This window comes from Cellulophaga baltica 18, from assembly GCF_000468615.2.
GTDB classification, from domain to species: domain Bacteria; phylum Bacteroidota; class Bacteroidia; order Flavobacteriales; family Flavobacteriaceae; genus Cellulophaga; species Cellulophaga baltica.
The window spans coordinates 1,236,503-1,258,667 of record NZ_CP009976.1 but is presented as its reverse complement, the minus strand read 5'-3'; the positions used below and the strand labels follow the sequence as shown (position 1 = coordinate 1,258,667).

18 protein-coding genes are annotated in these 22,165 nt (G+C 33.5%); 7 read left to right on the top strand and 11 right to left on the bottom strand.

Translation table 11 applies throughout. The features are described from left to right. Nucleotides 1–15 precede the first annotated feature (15 nt). Together M666_RS05230 and M666_RS20845 are read left to right on the top strand one after the other, a co-directional pair. The gene (locus tag M666_RS05230) at nt 16–669 is read left to right on the top strand and encodes a 3-oxoacid CoA-transferase subunit B (RefSeq protein ID WP_025616259.1); all 654 of its coding nucleotides are present in this window, start codon (nt 16–18) and stop codon (nt 667–669) included. Between the two features lie 658 nt (nt 670–1,327). Then, nucleotides 1,328–1,498 carry a DUF6747 family protein gene (locus M666_RS20845; protein ID WP_306413743.1) on the top strand — a complete coding sequence of 57 codons (171 nt, stop codon included), beginning with the start codon at nt 1,328–1,330 and terminating at the stop codon, nt 1,496–1,498. Between the two features lie 73 nt (nt 1,499–1,571). On the opposite strand, the gene M666_RS05225 is transcribed toward M666_RS20845, so the two are convergent. From M666_RS05225 to M666_RS05215, 3 genes are all read right to left on the bottom strand, one after another. After that, nucleotides 1,572–2,558, bottom strand: a complete 987-nt coding sequence (locus M666_RS05225; RefSeq protein ID WP_029447470.1) for a DUF4837 family protein — start codon at nt 2,556–2,558, stop codon at nt 1,572–1,574. Nucleotides 2,559–2,572: 14 nt separating this feature from the next. Further along, nucleotides 2,573–4,195, bottom strand: a complete 1,623-nt coding sequence (locus M666_RS05220) for a LysM peptidoglycan-binding domain-containing protein (RefSeq protein WP_025616261.1) — start codon at nt 4,193–4,195, stop codon at nt 2,573–2,575. A 119-nt stretch (nt 4,196–4,314) separates the two neighbouring features. Continuing rightward, nucleotides 4,315–5,502 carry a phosphoglycerate kinase gene (locus M666_RS05215; RefSeq protein WP_029447471.1) on the bottom strand — a complete coding sequence of 396 codons (1,188 nt, stop codon included), beginning with the start codon at nt 5,500–5,502 and terminating at the stop codon, nt 4,315–4,317. 217 nt (nt 5,503–5,719) lie between these two features. On the opposite strand from M666_RS05215, the gene M666_RS05210 reads away from it, so the two are divergent. Together M666_RS05210 and M666_RS05205 are read left to right on the top strand one after the other, a co-directional pair. After that, nucleotides 5,720–6,877 (top strand): DNA polymerase III subunit, encoded by a 1,158-nt coding sequence (locus M666_RS05210; protein ID WP_025616263.1) that lies wholly within the window; start codon nt 5,720–5,722, stop codon nt 6,875–6,877. 13 nt (nt 6,878–6,890) lie between these two features. After that, the gene (locus M666_RS05205) at nt 6,891–7,286 is read left to right on the top strand and encodes a hypothetical protein (protein ID WP_025616264.1); all 396 of its coding nucleotides are present in this window, start codon (nt 6,891–6,893) and stop codon (nt 7,284–7,286) included. Nucleotides 7,287–7,336: 50 nt separating this feature from the next. Here the strand turns inward: M666_RS05205 and M666_RS05200 are convergent, their stop codons facing one another. From M666_RS05200 to yiaA, 4 genes are all read right to left on the bottom strand, one after another. Next, nucleotides 7,337–7,843, bottom strand: a complete 507-nt coding sequence (locus M666_RS05200; RefSeq protein WP_029447472.1) for an OmpH/Skp family outer membrane protein — start codon at nt 7,841–7,843, stop codon at nt 7,337–7,339. A 108-nt stretch (nt 7,844–7,951) separates the two neighbouring features. After that, nucleotides 7,952–8,233, bottom strand: a complete 282-nt coding sequence (locus tag M666_RS05195) for a GNAT family N-acetyltransferase (protein WP_029447473.1) — start codon at nt 8,231–8,233, stop codon at nt 7,952–7,954. 283 nt (nt 8,234–8,516) lie between these two features. Then, nucleotides 8,517–8,825: a hypothetical protein gene (locus M666_RS05190; RefSeq protein WP_029447474.1), complete on the bottom strand. Its 309-nt coding sequence runs from the start codon at nt 8,823–8,825 to the stop codon at nt 8,517–8,519. Between the two features lie 516 nt (nt 8,826–9,341). Further along, a complete protein-coding gene (yiaA, locus tag M666_RS05185) occupies nt 9,342–9,809 on the bottom strand; it encodes an inner membrane protein YiaA (RefSeq protein ID WP_024482334.1) in 468 nt (155 codons plus the stop codon). Between the two features lie 127 nt (nt 9,810–9,936). Between yiaA and M666_RS05180 the strand changes: the two genes are divergently transcribed. Further along, nucleotides 9,937–11,487 (top strand): hypothetical protein, encoded by a 1,551-nt coding sequence (locus tag M666_RS05180; RefSeq protein WP_052206644.1) that lies wholly within the window; start codon nt 9,937–9,939, stop codon nt 11,485–11,487. 278 nt (nt 11,488–11,765) lie between these two features. Here the strand turns inward: M666_RS05180 and M666_RS05175 are convergent, their stop codons facing one another. From M666_RS05175 to M666_RS05160, 4 genes are all read right to left on the bottom strand, one after another. Continuing rightward, a complete protein-coding gene (locus tag M666_RS05175) occupies nt 11,766–12,593 on the bottom strand; it encodes a class I SAM-dependent methyltransferase (RefSeq protein ID WP_029447476.1) in 828 nt (275 codons plus the stop codon). A gap of 939 nt (nt 12,594–13,532) precedes the next feature. Beyond that, nucleotides 13,533–15,401 (bottom strand): tRNA uridine-5-carboxymethylaminomethyl(34) synthesis enzyme MnmG, encoded by a 1,869-nt coding sequence (gene mnmG / locus M666_RS05170; protein ID WP_025616271.1) that lies wholly within the window; start codon nt 15,399–15,401, stop codon nt 13,533–13,535. An 8-nt stretch (nt 15,402–15,409) separates the two neighbouring features. Continuing rightward, nucleotides 15,410–15,829, bottom strand: a complete 420-nt coding sequence (gene ybeY / locus M666_RS05165; protein ID WP_029447477.1) for an rRNA maturation RNase YbeY — start codon at nt 15,827–15,829, stop codon at nt 15,410–15,412. Then, complete coding sequence (locus M666_RS05160; RefSeq protein WP_029447478.1) at nt 15,822–19,328, bottom strand: synaptonemal complex protein 1; 3,507 nt, start codon at nt 19,326–19,328, stop codon at nt 15,822–15,824. Before M666_RS05160 ends, ybeY begins: the two co-directional genes overlap by 8 nt. Before the next feature lie 220 nt (nt 19,329–19,548). Between M666_RS05160 and gltX the strand changes: the two genes are divergently transcribed. Together gltX and M666_RS05150 are read left to right on the top strand one after the other, a co-directional pair. Further along, complete coding sequence (gene gltX / locus M666_RS05155) at nt 19,549–21,048, top strand: glutamate--tRNA ligase (RefSeq protein WP_029447479.1); 1,500 nt, start codon at nt 19,549–19,551, stop codon at nt 21,046–21,048. Between the two features lie 73 nt (nt 21,049–21,121). Beyond that, complete coding sequence (locus tag M666_RS05150) at nt 21,122–22,066, top strand: SPFH domain-containing protein (RefSeq protein ID WP_029447480.1); 945 nt, start codon at nt 21,122–21,124, stop codon at nt 22,064–22,066. The last annotated feature ends 99 nt before the right edge of the window (nt 22,067–22,165 follow it).

Below are 22,165 nucleotides of genomic sequence, written 5' to 3'. Positions count from 1 at the left end.
TTTCAAATTAAAAAAATGTTAGACAAAACAGGGATAGCGAAACGTATCGCAAAAGAAGTAAAAGACGGATATTATGTAAACTTAGGAATAGGAATTCCTACGTTAGTGGCTAATTATGTTCGCGAAGATATAAGTGTAGAATTCCAGAGTGAGAATGGTGTTTTAGGTATGGGACCTTTTCCTATGGATGGCGAGGAAGATGCAGATATTATAAATGCCGGTAAGCAAACCATTACAACACTGCCAGGAGCGTCTTTCTTTGACTCTGCTACGAGTTTTGGTATGATTAGAGGTAAACATGTAGACTTAACCATTTTGGGCGCTATGGAGGTCTCTGAAGAGGGCGATATTGCCAATTGGAAGATTCCGGGTAAAATGGTCAAAGGAATGGGAGGCGCTATGGACCTTGTTGCCTCTGCAGAAAATATTATTGTAGCCATGATGCATACCAATAGAGCTGGGGAGTCTAAATTATTAAAGCAATGCAGTTTACCACTGACTGGTGTAGGATGTGTAAAGAAAATTGTAACCAACCTTGCCGTATTAGAAGTTACTGAAAAGGGTTTTAAACTTTTAGAACGCGCTCCAGGGGTTAGTGTGAATGAAATTATTGCAGCAACAGAAGGCACCCTAATTATTGAAGGTGATGTTCCTGAGATGAGCCTTTAACACACGCTTTCATTGAAAAAGCAACGATTGCCAACGTTTTTTTAGAATTTCACAACAATTATATTTAAAATTCTAATGTTTTTTATTAGATTTACGGAACAACAACTATAAACCCCAAGTTTATAAATTTAACAACCTTATTAGCACTATGGAAGCACAGATCAGTCATTCATCTCAACAAGAAGAAATTCAAGTTTACAGAAACAATTTTATTAGCGGAATTATCGTACTAGTTAAAAAACTATTTATGGTATAAATTGTTAATCAAAATTAGAAAAAGAGCAACTCAACAGTTGCTCTTTTTTTTGCACTAAACTTTAGGCATAAATACCTTATATAAGCAATTTAAAGCCCATTAGAGAACTTTAACGCCTTTTACTACACAATATACCCTATACTTAGAAATGATTTCGCAAAAAGGCGCTATTACACCCTTATTGTATGGTATATAATTATAACTCATAGAGAATAATAAGCTCCCGTTTAAAAACACCAAAATCTAGCTATCAGCCACTTAAACGATTAAAATTGCACTTTAAAGATAGAACGCAATCTCAGAAATCTCTACACCTGATTTATACCCATTTCAGCCATTATAATTTATTAAAGTACTGAATTATACAATATTGCGGTATTGTTAATTTATAATTTGGGGATTATGAGGAATATTTTACTCGTTAAAGAAATTTATTTTGAAGCTTTTAGGAATTTGGGGAATTTCCTAATCAAAAACTATTTGCAGATGTATGCATGGTTTTGTTTTGCATTAATCGGTGTAGCAATTTTTGCGTTCATATTTAGAGCGTCTACCGGTTTTGCGTTTCAATAATTAAAATTTCGACAAAAATTAACCCCTATTGCGAAAGCAATAGGGGTTTTTTATTGGTTGAAACTAAAAAAGTTTATGATTTGAGGAAGGTAATGGTTTTTAGAATAGCTTCTAACTCAAACATATTATCTCTTTTTCTAGAGGCAGGAGCAAAAGTAAAGCCTTCTATTATCAACTTCCTGTTGTTCTCCTTATCGTTTATGATATACATTAAGTAAGGGCCACCCATAGGATAATCACTCATTTCCCAAAGACCTCTTACTTCTACCGCTTTTTTACCCGCAATCTCTGCAGGATACACATGTGGCGCAAATATCTTTTCGGTAACCATGTGGTTCTTTTTGCCTGGAATATCTTCTCCTGGAATATAAACACTCCCAATAGAATCTCGCATTCTAAGAATATCTCGTACCAGAGTAGAATCGTTTTTAAAATAATCTTCTGGCATAGCATACATAATAACGTTCATAGTTCCCTTAGGAACTTGACGATCATACCAAACAAAATTATCTTCTTGTCTCCCTACTTTATAAGCCGATGGAATCTCTAGATTCACATTAAAGGTTTCTTTCAATACTCCTTCTCTATTAAGAGACCTTCTAAACCGTTTTTGTGCCTCAGTAATTTCTAAACCTCTAAAGGCTTCAATAATTTTACCTGCATTAGCATCAATCTCTTTTTTAATGTCCTGAACATTTTTACCAGATATAACCGCAACCTTTTGAGGCTTCGCATACACATCTGTTTTAATTAATGTTTTATTGGTACTGTCTCTAGTAACATACAGTACAGATCTTGAATGCTGTATACTCCCTGTAAAAACGGATGGAGGCATGTAGTTTATGGTAAAAAGAGGTTCTTCTAATGTAAGACCTACAACCGGTGCCGCAAAGTACTCTCGTACCTTATCACCTACTTCACCTTGCCATAACTCATTATCTATAACTACAGAAAGTGAATTTATGGCTCCAATAGATTCTGGAACATACTTAACACTTTTATCATCTTTGCAAGACAATAAGAGTAAGGAAATGACTAAAATACTTGCTATTTTTTTCATAGAAATGTTAATCGTTAGGGTTGACAATCACACAGCACAAGTTTCGTGCCTAATTTTAAATTGTTTCCACTAATTCCATTCCACTTCTTTAAATTATCGACAGAAATACCCGGATATTTTTTAGAGATTGTCCAAAGTGAATCGCCTGAGCGTACCGTATGTATTTTTGTACTTGCCGAAATAGCGCTTTTTGTGGTAGTCTTAGTACTTCTACTTGCTACACTAACAGGTTTTTTAGAATGAATAGTAAGACGTTGACCAATTTTTAAATTATTACTTCTAAGATTGTTCCATCTTTTGATATCACTTACCCGAACACCATGGCGCTCTGCAATCTTACCAAGAAAATCTCCACTACGCACCTTATACCGCACCTGGTTTTTTGTTTCTACTAACTGTGGTAATACTTTTTCTTCAACTTTTAACTGCTCTTCTACATGAGCATAAATAGCATCTTCATTAGCTACAAACTTACCAATAGCTGCAATAGGCAAACGAAGTGCATAATCTTCCCCATCTATGTAGGGAATAATATTTAGTTTATAAGAAGGATTTAGAACTTCTAGCTCCTCCATAGAAACGTCTACGAGTTCTGAAATTTGCTGGAATGTAATTAATCGTTTTACATGAATCGTGTCTGTTTCAAAATATGGACGTTCCGCGTTTTTAGGCTTCAGTCCATGCTCATCAGCATATTCAAACAAATACATAGTAGCTAGAAAGGCCGGTACATAACCTGCAGTTTCACGAGGCAAATTATTTCTAATGTTCCAATAGTTCGTAAGCCCACCAGACCTTCTTATGGCTTTATTTACATTTCCTGGTCCTGAATTATAAGCCGCTAAGGCAAGATCCCAGTCGTCATAAATATCATGTAATTTTAATAAGTAAGCACAAGCCGCTTTAGTGGCTTTTATAGGGTCACTACGATCATCAACGTAACTACTTACATCAAGATCATACATTTTACCCGTAGGATACATAAATTGCCATAGTCCTGTAGCACCAACTCTAGATCTTGCTCTAGGGTTTAATGCTGATTCTACAATAGCTAAATATTTTAATTCTAATGGAATATTATAACTGGCTAATTCTTGTTCAAACATTGGAAAGTAAAACTGACTCAGAGTAAGCATACGCTCCATTAAGCCTCTTTTTCTTTTTAAGAATGATTGAATTACACTCTCTAACGAAGGGTTGTACTCAACATTAAAAGGCGTTTTCTGATTAAGTTTTTCTAAACGAAGCTTAAGCGTTTCTGTATCTACAGAAGCTAAAAAGTTCTCATCTACTTCCAGAGTTGAAACCTCTTCATACATTTCATCAAAAAGAGAAGCATTATCTGCCATTTCCTTAAGCCAAAGACTGTCGTATTTAGCCGATTCCAGATTATCTAGTAGATTGTATTTTTCATCCTTTTTTACAATAAAGTTAGGATGTTCTATAGTGCCATTCGGAGCTACTTGAATGACATTGTTTTGGGTGTTTTTCAGAACTTTTACTGTAGTGTCTAAAGGAATATCTTTAGCTTCAATAATTCTGATAGTATTCTCCTTTGGTGTAGTTTGCGCATACATAGCTGTACTGCACACCGCTACAGAAAAAAGAGTTAGTATTTTACTGTGTTTATACATCATAAAAAGACCTTTATTAGAAAGCAATGGACGAAAATCGTCTTTTTTTTACAAAAATAAAATTTTTTACTCCTAATTTAACCTTTCTAACAAAGGTCTGTTTAACGATAAAATGTTAAATATTATAGTATTGCAGCTATACCTGGTAATGTTTTACCCTCTAAACTTTCTAACATGGCACCACCACCGGTAGACACATAACTAACTTTGTCTTCAAAGCCAAATTGTTTCACCGCAGCAACAGAATCTCCGCCTCCTACAAGAGAGAATGCACCATTTTCTGTAGCTTCAGCGATATAGTTACCTATAGCAATAGTTCCTTTTGCAAATGTTGGCATTTCAAAAACACCAATAGGACCATTCCATAAAATAGTTTTAGATTTTAAAATTACTTCTTTGAAGTTTTCTAAAGTTTTTGGTCCGGCATCTAAACCTTGCCAGCCCTCAGGGATTTCTGTTACAGGAACTACTTTTGTATTGGCATCATTGTTAAAATCATCTGCGGCTAAAACATCAACAGGAATATGAACCTCTACTCCTTTTTCTTTAGCTTTCTTTAAAATTTCTAATGCTAATTCTTGTTTATCATCCTCACAAATAGAATCTCCTACTTTTCCACCTTGTGCTTTTATGAACGTATACGTCATACCACCACCGATGATTAAATGATCTACTTTGTCTAAAATATTTTCAATAATGGTAATTTTAGAAGATACTTTAGAACCTCCTAAAATAGCACAAACTGGTTTTTCGCCAGTTGCCATTACTTTATCAATAGCTTCAATTTCTTTTGCTAACAAATAACCAAAACATCTATTTTCAGGAAAAAACTGAGCAACAACAGTTGTAGAAGCGTGTGCTCTATGCGCAGTACCAAAAGCATCATTTACATACACATCTCCTAATTTAGACAATTGTTCTGCAAATGCTTTATCTCCTTTTTCTTCTTCCGCATGAAAACGAAGGTTTTCTAATAAAAGCACTTCCCCACTTTTTAAATTAGCAGCAGCAGCTTCTGCCTTTTCGCCAACACAATCTTCAACAAACTTTACACTAACACCTACTATCTTAGAAACTTCATCACAAATATGTTTTAATGACATATCAGGATTAACCTTCCCTTTTGGCCTTCCTAAATGGCTCATAAGAATTGCGCTACCACCATCTTCTAATATTTTTATAATAGTTGGTTTTGCAGCTTCAATTCTACTGGTATCGGTTACCTTTAAATCCCCATCAAATGGTACATTAAAATCTACCCTTACTAATGCTTTTTTTCCTTTGAAATTAAAATTATCTACAGTCTTCATGTTAATTCGTTGTTTGAATAGCAACAAATGTAAAAATTTATGTGCTCCATGCAGTATCCTATTGCCGTAATTATCGTTGATTTAACAAATTACCTAAGATTTCGTAAATACATTATGAAATTTATAAATTTTACTAGAACGATGTAATTCAGTTTTAAAGCATTAGCATAGCATATAATTTAGAATTGATTGTGCCAAAATACCTTATATTTGACGCATGTTATTTGATTCTATTTTAGGCCTATCACACATAAAAAACCATTTGGTATCTAGCGCAAAAGCAGGAAGAATTCCGCATGCACAGCTATTTATTGGACCAGAAGGCTGTGGTACTTTACCTATGGCCATTGCCTATGCGCAACATGTTCTTTGTGAAACTTCTGAAAAAGCAACAGACCAAGAAAAACAAGCCTGCCACATTAAATGTAATACCCTTACACATCCAGATTTACATTTTGCTTTTCCTGTGGCCAATTCCGATAAAGTAAAAAGTCATGCAGTAAGTGATAATTATATTCAAGATTTTAGGCTTTTTGTAAAGGAGCAGCCCTATGGCAATTTATTTGATTGGTACCGGCTCATTGATATTGAGAAAAAGCAAGGACAAATTGGTGTTGATGAAGCACAAGAAATTGTAAAAAAACTCTCTTTAAAATCCTATGAAGGAGGGTATAAAATATGCATTATTTGGATGGCCGATAAGCTGAACATTTCCGCCTCCAATAAGCTTTTAAAACTTATAGAAGAGCCCCCAGAAAAAACGGTGTTTATATTAATTGCAGAAGATGAAGAGCAGATTATACAAACCATAAGGTCTCGTTGCCAAGTGCTACATTTTCCGCCACTTTCTGAAGACGCTATTGCTAATGGCCTTATAGATCTTGGTATTGCACAAGAACAGGCTTTACGTTTGGCTAATGAAGCTAACGGTAATTACAACAAGGCGCTAGATCTAATGAATAATGATTCTGAAGATTTAGTTTTTGAAAAATGGTTTGTTCAATGGGTACGAAGTGCGTTTAAAGCCAAGGGAAATAAAGCAGCTATTCATGATCTTATTTCTTGGAGTGCAGAATTAGCAAAAACAGGAAGAGAAACTCAGAAAAAATTTATTTTGTACTGTATTGCTATTATGCGTCAAGCCATGCTAATTAATTTTAATGCAAAAGAATTGGCTTATATGCGTATCCATGTAGATGGTTTTGATATTAATAAGTTTGCCCCCTTTATTCACGAAAATAACATTATTGAAATCACGGAAGAATTAGAGCGCGCCATTTATCATATTGAACGGAATGGAAATGCTAAAATTATTTTCACCGACTTATCTATCCGATTAACTCGTTTATTACATAAAAAAGCAGGCGTAGCCTAAAACCAACTTTATGATGAAACCATTTATGAATAATGCCACAGAAATAATTTTACTAATTTTTCTAATCATCACGTTTCTGCAGAGCGGCGTTGATAAAATCTTAGATTGGAAGGGAAACCTAGGTTGGCTAAAAGAACATTTTTCAAAATCGCCTTTAAAAAATAGTGTTCCCCTACTCTTAAGTATTGTATTAATCACAGAGATGATTGCAGCCTTCTTATGTATTGGAGGTATTTACCAACTGTTGGTAGAAAACAAAACAGGTTTAGCCTTTTACGGCGCACTGTTTTCTTGTATATCACTTTTGATGCTATTGTTTGGGCAGCGGATGGCTAAGGATTACGAAGGCGCAAAAACTATCGCGGTCTATTTTATTCCCGCTATGTTTTTGTTGTTTTTACTGCAATAAAAAAAGCCTCAACATATGTTGAGGCTTTTTTTATATGTACGTACTAAGTTTTAGTTCTTGTACTTATCGTTTAACGCTTTTACGATTGGCGCAGTAACTTCTTGTGCTTCTGCTCCGTAAAGAACACTACCACCGTCTCCACCACCTAAGATAAACGTATATCCGTTATCTTTACCGTAAGCCTTAACTTCTCTTTTTACTTTACTTACAATACTATCCATTTCTGTTTGGCTTTGTACTTGTAATTCTTGTTCTTGCTTTTGCAATTGCTGGCCCATAAACTGACCTTCTTGTTGTAATTGACCGTACTCTTCTTGTGCCTGTTTTTGCGGCATTTTTTGTGCTTTAGCCTGAAAAGCTTGTAATTTCATCTGAAACATTTGAGAAATACTATCTCTCTGTTGCGTTAAAGCATCTATTTTAACTTTGAATTTAGCTTCAACGTCAATTTTTTCTTGATACTCTTCCATTAGCTTTTGATTATCAACAAAACCAATTTTACTCTCTTGGCATGCAAAAACACTAAATAGTGCTAAAGCCATTACAATTTTTTTCATGTTTTATTTTTAAGTGTGTCGCAAAAATAGAAAAGGTTTTGGATTATTTGCAAAAAGTTAGCCTTAATGCGCTAATATCTGGTATTCTAATCCCTGTACCCTCTTTTTTTATGCTAGAATAACTAGAAGTTCTGGGGTTTTATCTATCACCGCTTTGGCGTAGGTACATAATGGTTTTATTTTAGCATTTTTTTCCCGAGCAAAATCAATAGCAGCTAGTACCAGTTTTTTACCAATACCTTGGCCTCCAAAATCTGGATTTACTTCGGTATGATTAATACTTAAGGTTTTGGGACCTAGCCAAGCATATTCCAAATGGCCAACCTCCTGATCTTCTATCACAGCCTTAAAAACTCCGTTTTTATCCTGTTCTGATTGTTTTATAGTCATAATAATTTTCGTCTTATTTTCCTTAAAAATAAGGTTTAGGTTTACTTTTTTGAACTTATTTTCAACTTTTTAGTTTTTTTATCCTTTTACATCCCCCGCCCTGCGGGCACCCCCTTCCAAGGGGGAATATCTGAGCTAACCATTGTTCTCTTGAGAGGACTACCGATAGGCCGGGGTGTTTTACGCTTGATTATTATTTTATTGTTTTATTTCAATTACACCAACTTACTGCTGCTGGCACCAGCGTGACGCTCGCGCTAGCGAGGAGCAACTAAAAACGAACTTAAGCCATGTTGTCTTTTTCTATTATTTTCAAATATGTACCATTATCCAATAAGTCAAGTAACGTATTTAAATTTATAAAGTCGTTTTTGTACCGTTCATAATCTATATCTACTCCTTTTTTATAAGCATTAAGTGCCCAATTTTTTAATGCATCATATTTTAGATTGTTACATAACTTCATAATTATTAATACTTTAAAATTCAACTCTCTAGGAAACCATTCAAAATAATCCTCCTCTGGCACTTTATTAATAATTTCTTGGTTAATGGCTTCCAATGCGGGGTATTTATTGAAAAACGGGGTCATGCTCAAATTCAGAAAATCCTAACTTTTCTAATTCAACTTGTACTAGACTAAATATTTTTTTATGCTGGTTTAAAATACTCATTATTCTAATTTTTTTTTAAAGCGGTTTTTAAGGCACCACCCTCATTAAACAATTTTATGAAACTTCCTTTTTTTGTAAATTCGTTATCTACTTTTTTATTCAAATCTGTACTGTGTATTAATATGTCTTCTACAGCTTTTATTGTTGCTGGGCACGAACGTGACGCTCGCGCTATTGAGGGGAATACCTGCGCTAACCATTGTCCCCTTGAGGGGACTGTCGATAGGCTGGGATGTTTTACGCTTGGTTATAATTTTACGCGGACATTTACATTCTTAAAAAAAAACCAATACAATACACACTCCCTAAAAATAGTAAAATTCAACCTTAAATAATCAACCTTAAAAAACAAAAAAGGCAACTACATGCCTGCAGTTGCCTTTTCTAATCATCAAAAAAAGGAAGCACCTTATGAGTACTTCCTTCTTTTGAAATTATACCTCTTCTGTACTTTCTATAAACTTCTTATCACGTGTGTTTTTTTGTACTGCAATAGCTGCAAATAAGCTTAAGGTGAATGACATTCCGTAAAATCCTTTTTCACTCAATTCTAAATCGGCATTCCATAAACCAATAACCAGTAAGGTTATAGATGCTAACGCAGCAAACCAGCTTATTCCATAGTACATATCTGTTACCTCTGTACCTTCTAATCGGTCTCGAACATTTTTTTGTACGGATACTGCAGAAAACAATCCGAACAATAAAATGGTTAAATAATACCCTTTTTCATTCAATAGCATTGCTGCATTGGACAACCCTACACAGAAAGCAAGCATACCTGCTACTAGTGCCACCCAAGAAGCGCCTATAAACGCAGGGGTTGGTTTGTTATCAAATTCTTTCTGAATTTTTTTCTTGTTCTTTTCTTCTCCGGTATCGTTACTAAAATTGTAATTCATACTAATTGATTTTTGATGATTAATTATTTTGTTGATTTAGTTTGTTTCAACGGTACAAAGATGGGGAGCCTACCCTATTTTCAAAAGTCTACTTTACAATAAAACTTATGATATAAATCTCATAAATATGATAAAAACTATTGTATTCATTATATTTATAGTACTTATACCTTACGATATAATGAATGTAACTACTGGATTAATAGCAACATTAACCACCGAAGAGCAAAAAGCTTTTGTTACCCGGCTACACCAAAGGAATAAAAGACACGATACTAAAAACGTGGCTTTATTCAAAATACTAGCAACGAACCCTAATGTTGAACATATTGATGTGCTCCTTTACGGTAGAAAGTCTAAAGGCGCCTACCACGCCTTGAGCAAACGCCTCTTTGATGGTTTAATAGATTTTATAGCGACTAAAAGTTTTGAAGGAGAACAATCTGAAGAAATGGAAATTATTAAGCTTTTGCTAGCGAGTAGAATACTCTTTGAGCAAAAAGCGTATAAGGTTGCTTTAAAAATCGTAAAAAAGGCAGAAATAAAAGCAAAACAGCATGAACTCTATGGGATATTAAACGAGATATACTACACCCGTATACAATATGCGCATTTGGATAGAAAAATTGACTTAGAAACGCTAATCACACAGTTCAAGACCAACAAGCTCTTATTTCAACAAGAAGAAAACTTAAACCTTTTCTACGCAACCATTAAAAACGAATTAATCACAAAAAGTAAAAATGTTACCCAAACTGTAGCCAAGACCTTATCTGATTTTGATATTTCTATTGAAAATGGATTAAGCTATCGGTCTTTATATAAAATTGTAGCGATTAATAACGAGGCAGCTCATATTACCCGTGATTTTTACACCCTACTTCCTTTTATAGAAAAAGTAAATAAAGAAATAGAACACAAACAAAATCTTTCTGAAAAACATTTATTCTATCACATACAAATATTGTATTACATCGCCAATTCACACTTCAGAAATAAAGACTTTGAGCAGTCCAGGAAGTACTTGGAGCGGATGGAGACAGAAATGAAAAAACAAAACAATTGCTACTACCAACGTTTCACACCTCAATACACTTTGTTGCTGGTCTTAAACTTAAACTACTCTGGTAAGTATGAAAAAGCCTTAAGGTGTTTAGAACAATTTGATTTTGAAAAACACAAACAGCAGATTGCTTATGTCATGGATTTAAAACTAACAGCTGTAGTTCTCTTATTTCAGCAAAATAGATGTAAAGAGGCGCTACAAATTTTCAAAGAATCGCGGCATAGCGATACTTGGTACGCAGAGAAAGGGGGAGAAATTTGGGTGGTGAAAAAGAACCTAACAGAAATAATGCTTTATATGGAAATGGAGCATTTGGATTTGGTGGAATCTAGAATAAAAAGTTTCCGTAAAAAATATAGCAAACGGTTAAAGGAAAACAAGGAACAAAGAGTTTTAGAATTCTTGAGTTTAGCAACCCATTATTTTTATCATAAAGAAACGATCAATCAAAATGAATTTATGTTGAAAGTGAAAAAATCATTACTGACCTCGCGGGAAGAAAAAGAGGATTTGTTTGTATTAAGTTTTTATGCGTGGTTAAAATCAAAAATTATGAAAACCGATCTGTATAAAACTACCTTGGAAATTATGAAACAAAAAAATGATAGGTAGTAAACTATTTTTAAAATCTCTCTAAGGCTTCAATAAATTAATATTGGGCACAAAAAATATTTTCAAGATTGACAAAACTTTCAGTTCAATATTTTCGTAAAATTCAAAAATAAACCTCCAAAAAACCACTATAAATAATATCTATCCTAAAATCAAAATCAATCAAGGGTTTCGATTAAAAACAGCCTATTTTAAATAGGCTCTGAATCGATTTTTAAAAATAAACAACTACTTACTCGATACAGGGGCAAAAACCCTCTCAAAAGAGCTTAAAATGATTATTTAGGCTTTTTTAGGACATATATTAGAGAAGAATACTCCTTAGTCCTCCATGCTTTGATATTTGAACGTAAACCCACAAAAAAAGCCGTTAAAAAGTTTTGCTTACCAGATTTATATTTTTCTGATAATAGGGAAACATAAAATGCATCAAAGACCATAGGATAGATTTTTGAAATTTTTAAATCTTCTTTTGAAAAAAGTTTAGTGATTGATGATTTAGAAAAATGCCAAAGATGTCTTGGCACATCAAAAGCAGCCCAATGCTCTTTATAGTATTTTGCATCGAAAGATTTATAATTCGGAACAGCCACAATTAAAATTCCATGGTCCGATAATAAACCAGATAACCTAGTTACCTGATCGGTTAAATTGGGTACATGTTCCAAAACATGCCACAAAGTAATGACATCAAATTTTTCATCAGTAAAATCTTCTAGAACAGTTTTTAACTCTAAGCCTTTTTCGAAAGCTTTATCTCGCGCTTTTTTATTTGGTTCTACTCCTACTCCGCTCCAACCATTTTCTTTTGCCACCACCAAAAAATCCCCAGTACCAGCTCCAACATCCAAAAGACGTTTTCCTTTTGCATGCTTAGACACAATTTTAAGCTTGTTCTTTAAATTAATCTTTTTTACAGTTTGGTAGATTTTGTCCATCAAGGATACATTAGCATCGGTATGAGAAATATAAACCTCGCTATCATAATACGAATCTAAAACCTGAGGTTCTGGTTTTGTAACTAACATATCTAATTCCTGATCCAGAAATAATTCAAAGGTTTCTTGACTAACAGAATAGTCTTTAGTTTTTAAATAAAATTTCATTGTAATTGTGTGTCGCTAAATATTCTTTCTTAGCTGACGAAGATACTTTAAAACTGAAGTAGCTAAAAAATAATTTTCAAACAAAAAGTATTTTCAAGAATTCGACAATACTTAAATGGCAATTTAAATTAAGGATTTATATGTTCCATTTATTTTTGAAAATACAAACTTCTATACTAATTCTTTGAGGATGTAATCAAATGAAAACTTAAACTAACCATCAAAAAAAATAGACCTAAAAAATATTAAACACAATCGCGCAATAATGAAATAAATGATTTTGTATCCTCTATTCAAAAAAAGAAAACATCTTTCAAATCCAAAATTGGAGAGCGCTCAGATTATTTCTAAAAAACTATTAACAACCTACATTGTTAGATTCAAAAAAAATCAATTTTGAAAAGATCAGCTAATTTTCTCCTCCACAATTTTATTGCAATCTATTCTGCTATAAATCCCAAATTATATTGCTTCCAGAAAGGGAGAAAAAATACCGAGTAAACAATTTTGTACTTACACCCTTTCACCAAAAAGTATTAATAAACGCAATAGCAATTTTCAACTTTAACCTTCCCACCACAATTTTTAGAATGCTCACAACATTTATTTGTACAACATATTTAATTAAACTACGGACCAAATATTTTATTTGAAAACCTAATTACCGAAACAATCAAATTGTTCCACGTGGAACAATTTGATTGTTTCATTAAAATAAAAGACATAATTGCATACATCTATAATGAACCCAGATAGACAATCAACCGATAACAACTACTAAAAAACAAATAGCTTTTTACATAAGAAATCAATAACCAGAATAAGAAAAATTAACACCGCTTAATAAAAATAAGCGGCCGAAACCAAAATATACTCCTAAAGAAAAGGCCTCTAAAAATGAATTTAGAGGCCTTATATGTTTTAGAAAAAGAAGCTATATTATCTTCCTAGAAATACTAAAAGCACACTTATATCGCTAGGAGATACTCCGCTAATTCTGGAAGCTTGAGAAATAGAAACCGGTTGAATCTTAGTTAACTTTTGCCTAGCTTCTGTAGAAAGGGACTTTAATTTAGTATAATCAAAATTAGCTGGAATCTTCACATTCTCTAAACGATGTAATTTATCTGCATTATTTTTTTCTTTAGCTATGTATCCAGAATACTTTACTTGTACTTCGGCCTGTTCTAAAACCTCTCTATTCAAATTGTTTTCAGTCACAAAATTAGCTACAGTATCTATAGACATCATATGGTCCATGGTAACATTTGGCCTTGAAAAAGCTTTAAACATTTTAAAGGATTGATCTACTATTGCCGAATTTACACTTTCAAAAATCGGATTAATTTGATCTGGAAGCACACTCGTATCTTTAAAGAACTGCACAAATTTTTCAGACTTTTCTAGCTTGTCCTCCATTCTTCTCAATCTATCTTCACGAGCCAAACCTATTTCATATCCTCGAGGAGTCAAACGCAAATCCGCATTATCTTGACGCAATAAGGTTCTATATTCTGCTCTAGAAGTAAACATACGATATGGCTCTTCTGTACCTTTTGTTATTAAATCATCAATCAAAACTCCAATATAAGCCTCATCTCTTTTAAGGATAAAATCTTCTTTTTCATTAATTTTTTGGTGCGCATTTATACCCGCCATAAGACCTTGAGATGCTGCTTCCTCATAACCAGTGGTTCCGTTTATTTGTCCTGCGAAGTATAAATTAGAAACCAATTTAGTTTCTAAAGTATGCTTTAATTGCGTTGGCGGAAAGTAATCATATTCGATTGCATACCCTGGTCTAAAGAATTTTACGTTCTCAAAACCGACAACAGAACGCAATGCTTTGAACTGAACATCTTCCGGCAAAGATGTAGAAAAACCATTTACATAGACTTCAACCGTTCTCCAACCTTCTGGCTCAACAAACAATTGATGACTATTTTTATCAGCAAAACGATTAATTTTATCTTCGATAGATGGACAATATCGAGGTCCTAAACTTTTAATTCTGCCATTAAACATTGGCGACCTATCAAAACCTTCACGCAATAAATCGTGAACTAATTCACTCGTATGGGTCATATGACAATCTCTCTGATGCTCTAAAGCCTTGGTTGGAGAGTAACTAAATTTCTCCGGAATAGCATCTCCAGGCTGCAAAATCATCTTAGAATAATCTAAAGACCTGCCATCAACTCTTGGCGGTGTGCCCGTTTTCATCCTTCCTGAATCAAAACCTAAGCCCAATAATTGCTCTGTAATTCCGGTTGCAGCACGTTCACCTGCTCTACCACCACCAAAATTTTTATCCCCTATATGAATTAAGCCATTCAAGAAAGTACCATTAGTAAGCACTACAGACTTTGACTTTATCTTAATGCCGAGTGACGTAGTGACACCAACTGCCCTATTATTTTCCACTAAAAGACCTGATACCATCTCCTGATAAAAATCAACATTTGGCGTATTCTCCAAAGCCAATCGCCATTCCTCAGCAAAAACCATACGATCATTTTGAGTTCTAGGACTCCACATAGCAGGACCTTTTGACTTATTCAACATCTTAAACTGTATCGCTGACTTATCAGAAATGATTCCACTATACCCGCCAAGGGCATCAATTTCACGAACAATTTGTCCTTTTGCAATACCGCCCATAGCTGGATTACAAGACATTTGCGCAATATTCTGAAGGTTCATTGTGACCAATAAAACTTTAGAACCCATATTTGCAGCAGCAGCAGCGGCCTCACATCCTGCGTGGCCAGCACCAACAACTATAACATCGTACTCTTTATCAAACATAATTTTCCTTAATGTTCCACGTGGAACAATTTAATTTTCTCCTCTTCTTTCTTACGCATAAGCGCAGCATCCATATCTGTTTTATCCTTATAGCCTGCTAAATGCAAAACTCCATGAGACATAACTCTATGTAATTCTTCTAAAAAATCTACATCATATTCTTTAGCATTCTCTAACACTCTATCAATAGAAATAAATAAATCTCCCGAAATAGTATCGCCCTCACAATAATCAAAAGTTATAATATCTGTATAGGTGTCATGATTAAGATACTTCATATTAATATCTAAAAGATAAGCATCATCACAAAAAATATAACTTAAAGTACCCAAGGATTTATCCTCAGAATCTATAACCCTAGTTAACCAATCTACATAATAGGGTTCTTTAGTTAACTCAAAATCTAACTCGTAATTAAATTCAATCATTTGTATTAAAATATTCTTTAATTCTATTCTGATAATTTTGCCGCAAAGGTAGTGCTTGTCTATTTAAAATTTCGTTCTGATTTTTGTAATTATCAAAGATTGCTGGTTGCGTAAGTACGGGGTTTGTAAACGAATTAGAATTAGTATTACTTTCTCGTTCTTTTTTCTCCCCTTGTTTCATAGCAGCACCTTCCAATTTTATCAATTCATACTGAATAATTGTTGCTTTGTCAATAGTACTTCTTGTAACTCCATTCTCTAATAAACTATTTTGAAAGTCATTCATTTGACGGATTAATTTTTGACCTAAACTTCGATCTTCCTTATTAATCATATTCGATAATTGCTGCTCTAGTTTATTCTTTAAAAGCTCTTGTTCCTTATAGATTTGATATATTTCCTTTAAGGCGTCTTCTGATAATCCGGTGTTGCCATTCCCCATAGCGCCACCATTACCATAACCTTTACCGTCACTTTGCCCATTTCCTTCACCATCTCCTTTAGAATCACCTTCGCCAGAACCAGAAGTACCCCCATTAGACTCTTTTCCATTAGACCCAGAAGAACCAGATTCACCATCTTTACCTCCCTTACCTTGTTTCCCAGAAGTGCCATTTTTACCTTGACTACCCTGCTGACCTTCTTGACCTTCTTGACCATTTTTACCAGATGAACCACTTTCGCCCTTAGTTGAATCTTTTCCTTGACCAGCCTGACCCATTTTTTTATTGAGATCTGATTGCCCTTTAATAATATCTGGCAATTGAAAATCTTCGCCAGAACCCTCACCTTTCCCAGACTTCATACTTTCCTGCATATTATCTAGAATATTAGCTAAAAGATCTGATAAGGTATTACCCGAATTCAACACATATTTTTGATAGGAAACACTTTGATAGATCCTAGATTCAGAAAGGTTTTCCACCACATTATCCAAATTATAATAGAGCTCCGTAACCTCTTTATTAATGGTTTCAGATATTTCAGGAACACGAAGCGATAAAGCAAAAAGGCTATCATCTACATGTTCAAATAAAGTTTTTAGTTCTTGCTGTTTTAGAATTACCTTGGAAGTATTTGTAAAAGCATTTTCCTTATCACTTAAATCATCAATCATAGCCTCTTGCTTAAATGTAAAAATGACTAGATTATCTAAAATTTGACGCAAAACCTCTGCGTCTTCAGTCACATTAGAACCACCAGATGTAGATGAAGATTCCGATAAAGCTTCCGATAATTCTTTAATTTTTTCAGCAGCAGATTTTTGCCTGGCACTACTGGATGATGATTTCTGCCCATTAGATTCCTTATCTAATTGTTCTGATATGTTATTTAACTCCTTATTTAAACTATCCGTATCCGATTTCTCAATACCTAAAGAAATAGGTTTTTTTAGATTATTATTATCTTTTTTAAGTTCTTCTAGTTTATTAGAAGCCGACCGAAAAAGCTCATTAATCTTTTCTTGATCTCCTTTTGAAGGTATATCATTCAGCTTAGATTTAGCTAAAGCCATCTCCTTCCTCGATAATTCGTCCAAATCTTTAGATAATTGTGAGGCCGCCTCAGTTACATAATAGCGCTTTGTCAATTCTAATAACTGCTCCAAATTACGTTGCCCGGTTTTTTGGTTTTTAGCTAAATCATCCAAACGTTTGGATAAATCTTCTTTATTAATCTTATCAGCAACCTTCTTTAAACTTTCTATTAATTCCTTATTTTTTTTGGCTTGCAATTCTTGTCGCACCAAACGTTCTTGCAAAAGTTTATTTAAACCATCATCCTTATTCGCCTTGTTTAGATTATCCTTAAGCTGTTTAGAAAACTTTTGCATTTGATTTTCCTGCAACTCTTGTTTCTGCAATAAAGAATTTAGTTTAGATTTATCATTAAAACTAAGACTAGATTTTTCCTTCTGGCTACCAGAAAGTTCTTCCATGGCTTTTGTATGATTTTTTAACTTTTCAACAGTCTTATCTAAAGAAGAAATAATAGTTTGCTGAGACTCTAACTCTTTGTTTTTCAATTGATTATCACCCAGAATCGTAGCAGTAAAGGTTTGCGACTTTGAATGCTTTGAACCATTAACTTGGTCATTATCAGATACTTGAAAATAATAAGCATATGAATTGTCTGAAACAATATTTACACCAGAAGGAAAAGTATAATAAAAAGAACTAACAGGACTATTAGGCTTAAGAAGTTCCAAACTCATAATACTATCAGGTGAAAGTAAATTATAATAATAAAGTTTTAAACTAGAGACCCCATAATCATCAGATAAATTACCACTATAATAAGCCTTATTGTGTACAAGACTATCCTTACGTTCTATTACCGTAATTTTTGGAAATTCATCTTTAATAACCTCAAAGGAATACTCTAAATTTTCAAAATCTGAAACATTTTTATTAGAAGTAGAAATACTATACTTCAGCGAATTATAAACAGCCTTAGACAAGGAAAACATACCAGCAGCACTAGACATAAAATCCTGAATAGTATCCACGCCTTTAAACAATAAACGATCTGTATCTGCTGTAGCCACCTTCCAAGATACTTTGGTTCCTTCTAATACAGTGGCCGATCCAACCCCAGAAAGCGTTTCCTTCTTTTTATGGGTATACTTTGGATAAGACAATTCTAATATAAAATCTAATATCGTAGGGGTTTTTATAACTTCAAAATTATAAGAATTTGAAGTAAACCCATTCGCACTAAAATAAAAAGTAAAGGATTCCTTAGGTGACTTAATTTCATACTGGAAAACACCATTATTATTTTTCATAAGGTACTCCTCCCCTGCTAAGTTAATTGCAATAGCTTCCGGTTGCAAATCTCCGATAGTTTCAACGGAAATTAGTGTAGATTCATTCTGTAATGCAAGCAAATCGTCATTTAATAAGACAAAATTAAAAGGAGCTGGTTTTGCATACGCCAAATCATAATTTATGACACGTTGATAACTTTGAAAAAATGATCTGATATCGCCAAAAAAATAAATAACCGAAAAGATGAACAGCGGAATCGCTATCCATTTAGCATAACTAAACGATTTACTAAAATCTATAGCTTTAGAAAAATTAAAAGGTTTTAACTCCTCTGCCCTTTGATGAATGCTAGCCACAAGCAATTCTGATTGCTCATCATTTGCTTCTAAATCTAATAAGTTAGACAATCTATCATCAATTTCAGGAAAATGCTTTCCTATACTATTGGCAGCCTGCTTATCTGTTAATCCGTTTTTAAGCTGAAATAAGTAAATAAGAGGCACTATAATAAAGCGATAAAGTAAATAAAATTCTACCAGGAGAATACTTATAAGAAAACCCAACCGAACCTTAGAACCCAACCACAAAAAATATTCAAATCCTAAAACAAAAAACAAAAAAAGACTGCCTAATGCAAGAAACAGAATAAAACCCCGTAATAACTGGGCAGTATAATAGCTTTTTACAAAGGCTCTAAGATTGTTCTTAATTTGATCTAATGCAGTCAATTGTAGGATTTTAATACCAAGATAGTCGAAAAAAAACCAGTTGTATACCTTGGTCCTGAATTAAGTACAAAGGTAAATATTCAAAAATAGAATAATACCATAACAATGTTAATTGTAAGCAGCTCACTATCTGATGCTTAAAATTAAATTACTAGCTAAGTTATTTAAACAATTAGTTCTAATTTTCACCTTTTAGTATCTTTACAACAAATACAAAAATATGAGTACAAAAGTTCGTGTAAGATTTGCTCCTAGCCCAACAGGACCCTTGCATATTGGTGGTGTAAGAACTGCATTGTTTAATTATCTTTTTGCAAAGAAAAACAATGGCGAATTTATTTTAAGAATTGAAGATACCGACCAAAATAGGTATGTAGAAGGTGCAGAACAATATATCATAGATGCCTTAAACTGGTGTAATATTCCTTTTGATGAAGGCCCAGGAAAAGAAGGGAAATTTGGACCCTACAGACAAAGCGAAAGAAAGCCCCTTTATGAGGAATATGTTAAAATTCTTTTGGAAAAAGGAAAAGCATACTACGCTTTTGATAGCTCAGAAAGCTTAGATACTCATAGAAAAGAACACGAAGAACAAGGAAAAACTTTTATCTATAACTGGCATAACAGATTAAAACTAGATAATTCTCTTTCTTTGATGCCTGAAGAAGTAACAAAAAGAATTGCCAATGGTGACGCCTATGTAATTCGGTTTTTAACCGCACCAGATGAAAAAATTGCCCTAAATGATATTATCAGAGGAAACATGACCATTGATTCTAATGTCCTAGACGATAAGGTTTTATACAAAAGCGATGGTATGCCAACCTATCATTTGGCGAATATTGTAGATGACCATTTAATGGAAATAACCCATGTAATACGTGGCGAAGAATGGCTACCTTCTTTAGCTTTACACCAACAATTATATGAGGCGTTTGGATGGCAAGCGCCAGAATTCGCGCACTTACCATTAATCATGAAACCTGTAGGTAAAGGAAAATTAAGCAAGCGCGATGGCGAAAAGTTAGGTTTCCCCGTTTTTCCATTAAATTGGAACGAGTCTGTTGGGTACAAAGAAGAAGGTTATTTCTCTGAAACTGTAGTAAATTTTCTTGCCTTATTAGGATGGAATCCTGGAACAGAACAAGAAATATTTAGCTTGGAAGAACTAACCAACCTATTTAGTTTAGAACGAGTAAATAAATCTGGCGCTAGATTTGATCCAGATAAGACCAAATGGTATAATCAACAATATCTACAACAAAAAACGAATGCCGAATTGGCAGAATTATACCTTCCAATACTTCAAGAAAAAGGAATAGAAACACCTATTTCCAAAATAGAAAAAGTAGTTTCGTTAATAAAAGAAAGAGCTGTTTTTGTAGCAGATTTTTGGGAGCTATCTGATTATATGTTTGTTAGCCCTAATTCCTATGATGAGAAAGCAAGCAAAAAACAATGGAAAGAAGATACTTCCAATATTATGTCTGAAGTACATGATGTACTAGCATCTGTGGCTGAATTTTCATCTGAAAAAACAGAACAAATTGTTAAGAAATGGATCGGGGACAAAGAATTATCTTTTGGAAAAGTAATGCCGCCCTTAAGACTAATCATCGTAGGTGAAATGAAGGGTCCTCACCTATTTGATATCTTGGAATTTATAGGAAAAGAAGAAAGCTTACAGAGAATAAAAACTGCAATTAACCAATTAAAATAAATTAATTGTAACAAAAGTAAGAGAATTGCTACCTATATTGTAAAGAACTATTAATCAACATAAAAATAAACGTATGAGCTACTTTTTAATACCCTTACTATTTCTTGGTGCAGTGATTTTATTTTCATCCTTTTTTACGGTGAAACAACAAACAGCTGCTATAATTGAACGATTTGGAAAATTTCATAGCGTAAGAACATCCGGTTTACAAATGAAATTACCGATAGTAGATAAAATTGTAGCCAGAGTTGGTTTAAAAATTCAGCAATTGGATGTAATTATTGAAACAAAGACATTGGATGATGTATTTGTTAAATTGAAAGTTTCAGTACAATATGTTGTATTGCGTGAACAAGTTTATGATGCTTTTTACCAATTAGAATATCCACATGAGCAAATTACCTCTTTTGTTTTTGACGTAGTTAGAGCTGAAGTTCCAAAAATGAAATTGGATGATGTTTTTGTTAAAAAAGATGATATTGCTATTGCGGTTAAAGGTGAATTGCAACAATATATGTCTGTTTACGGGTATGATATTATCAAAACTTTAGTAACAGATATTGATCCTGATGCACAAGTAAAACAGGCAATGAACCGTATTAATGCTTCTGAAAGAGAGAAAATAGCAGCTCAATTTGAAGGTGATGCCGCACGTATTCTTATCGTCGAAAAAGCAAAAGCTGAAGCAGAATCTAAAAGATTACAAGGTATGGGTATTGCAGATCAACGTAGAGAAATTGCTCGAGGTTTGGAAGAATCTGTTGAAGTTTTAAATAGAGTTGGAATTAATTCTCAAGAAGCTTCCGCCCTAATTGTTGTAACTCAACATTATGATACGCTACAATCTTTAGGAGAAGAAACTAACAGTAATTTAATTTTATTACCAAATTCTCCACAAGCAGGAAGTGATATGTTAAATAATATGGTTGCCTCATTTACTGCCAGCAATATGATTGGTGAAACCATGAAAAAGCAAAAGAAAGAAATTGCCGCTAAGAAAAAAACGGATAACCAATAGTTTTTAAAACTATAGATAATACCAATAGGTTTCGTTATTTATATTTTAAAATCTTATATAGAATTCTAAAAATAGACTGATTGGCATAAATTCTTATTT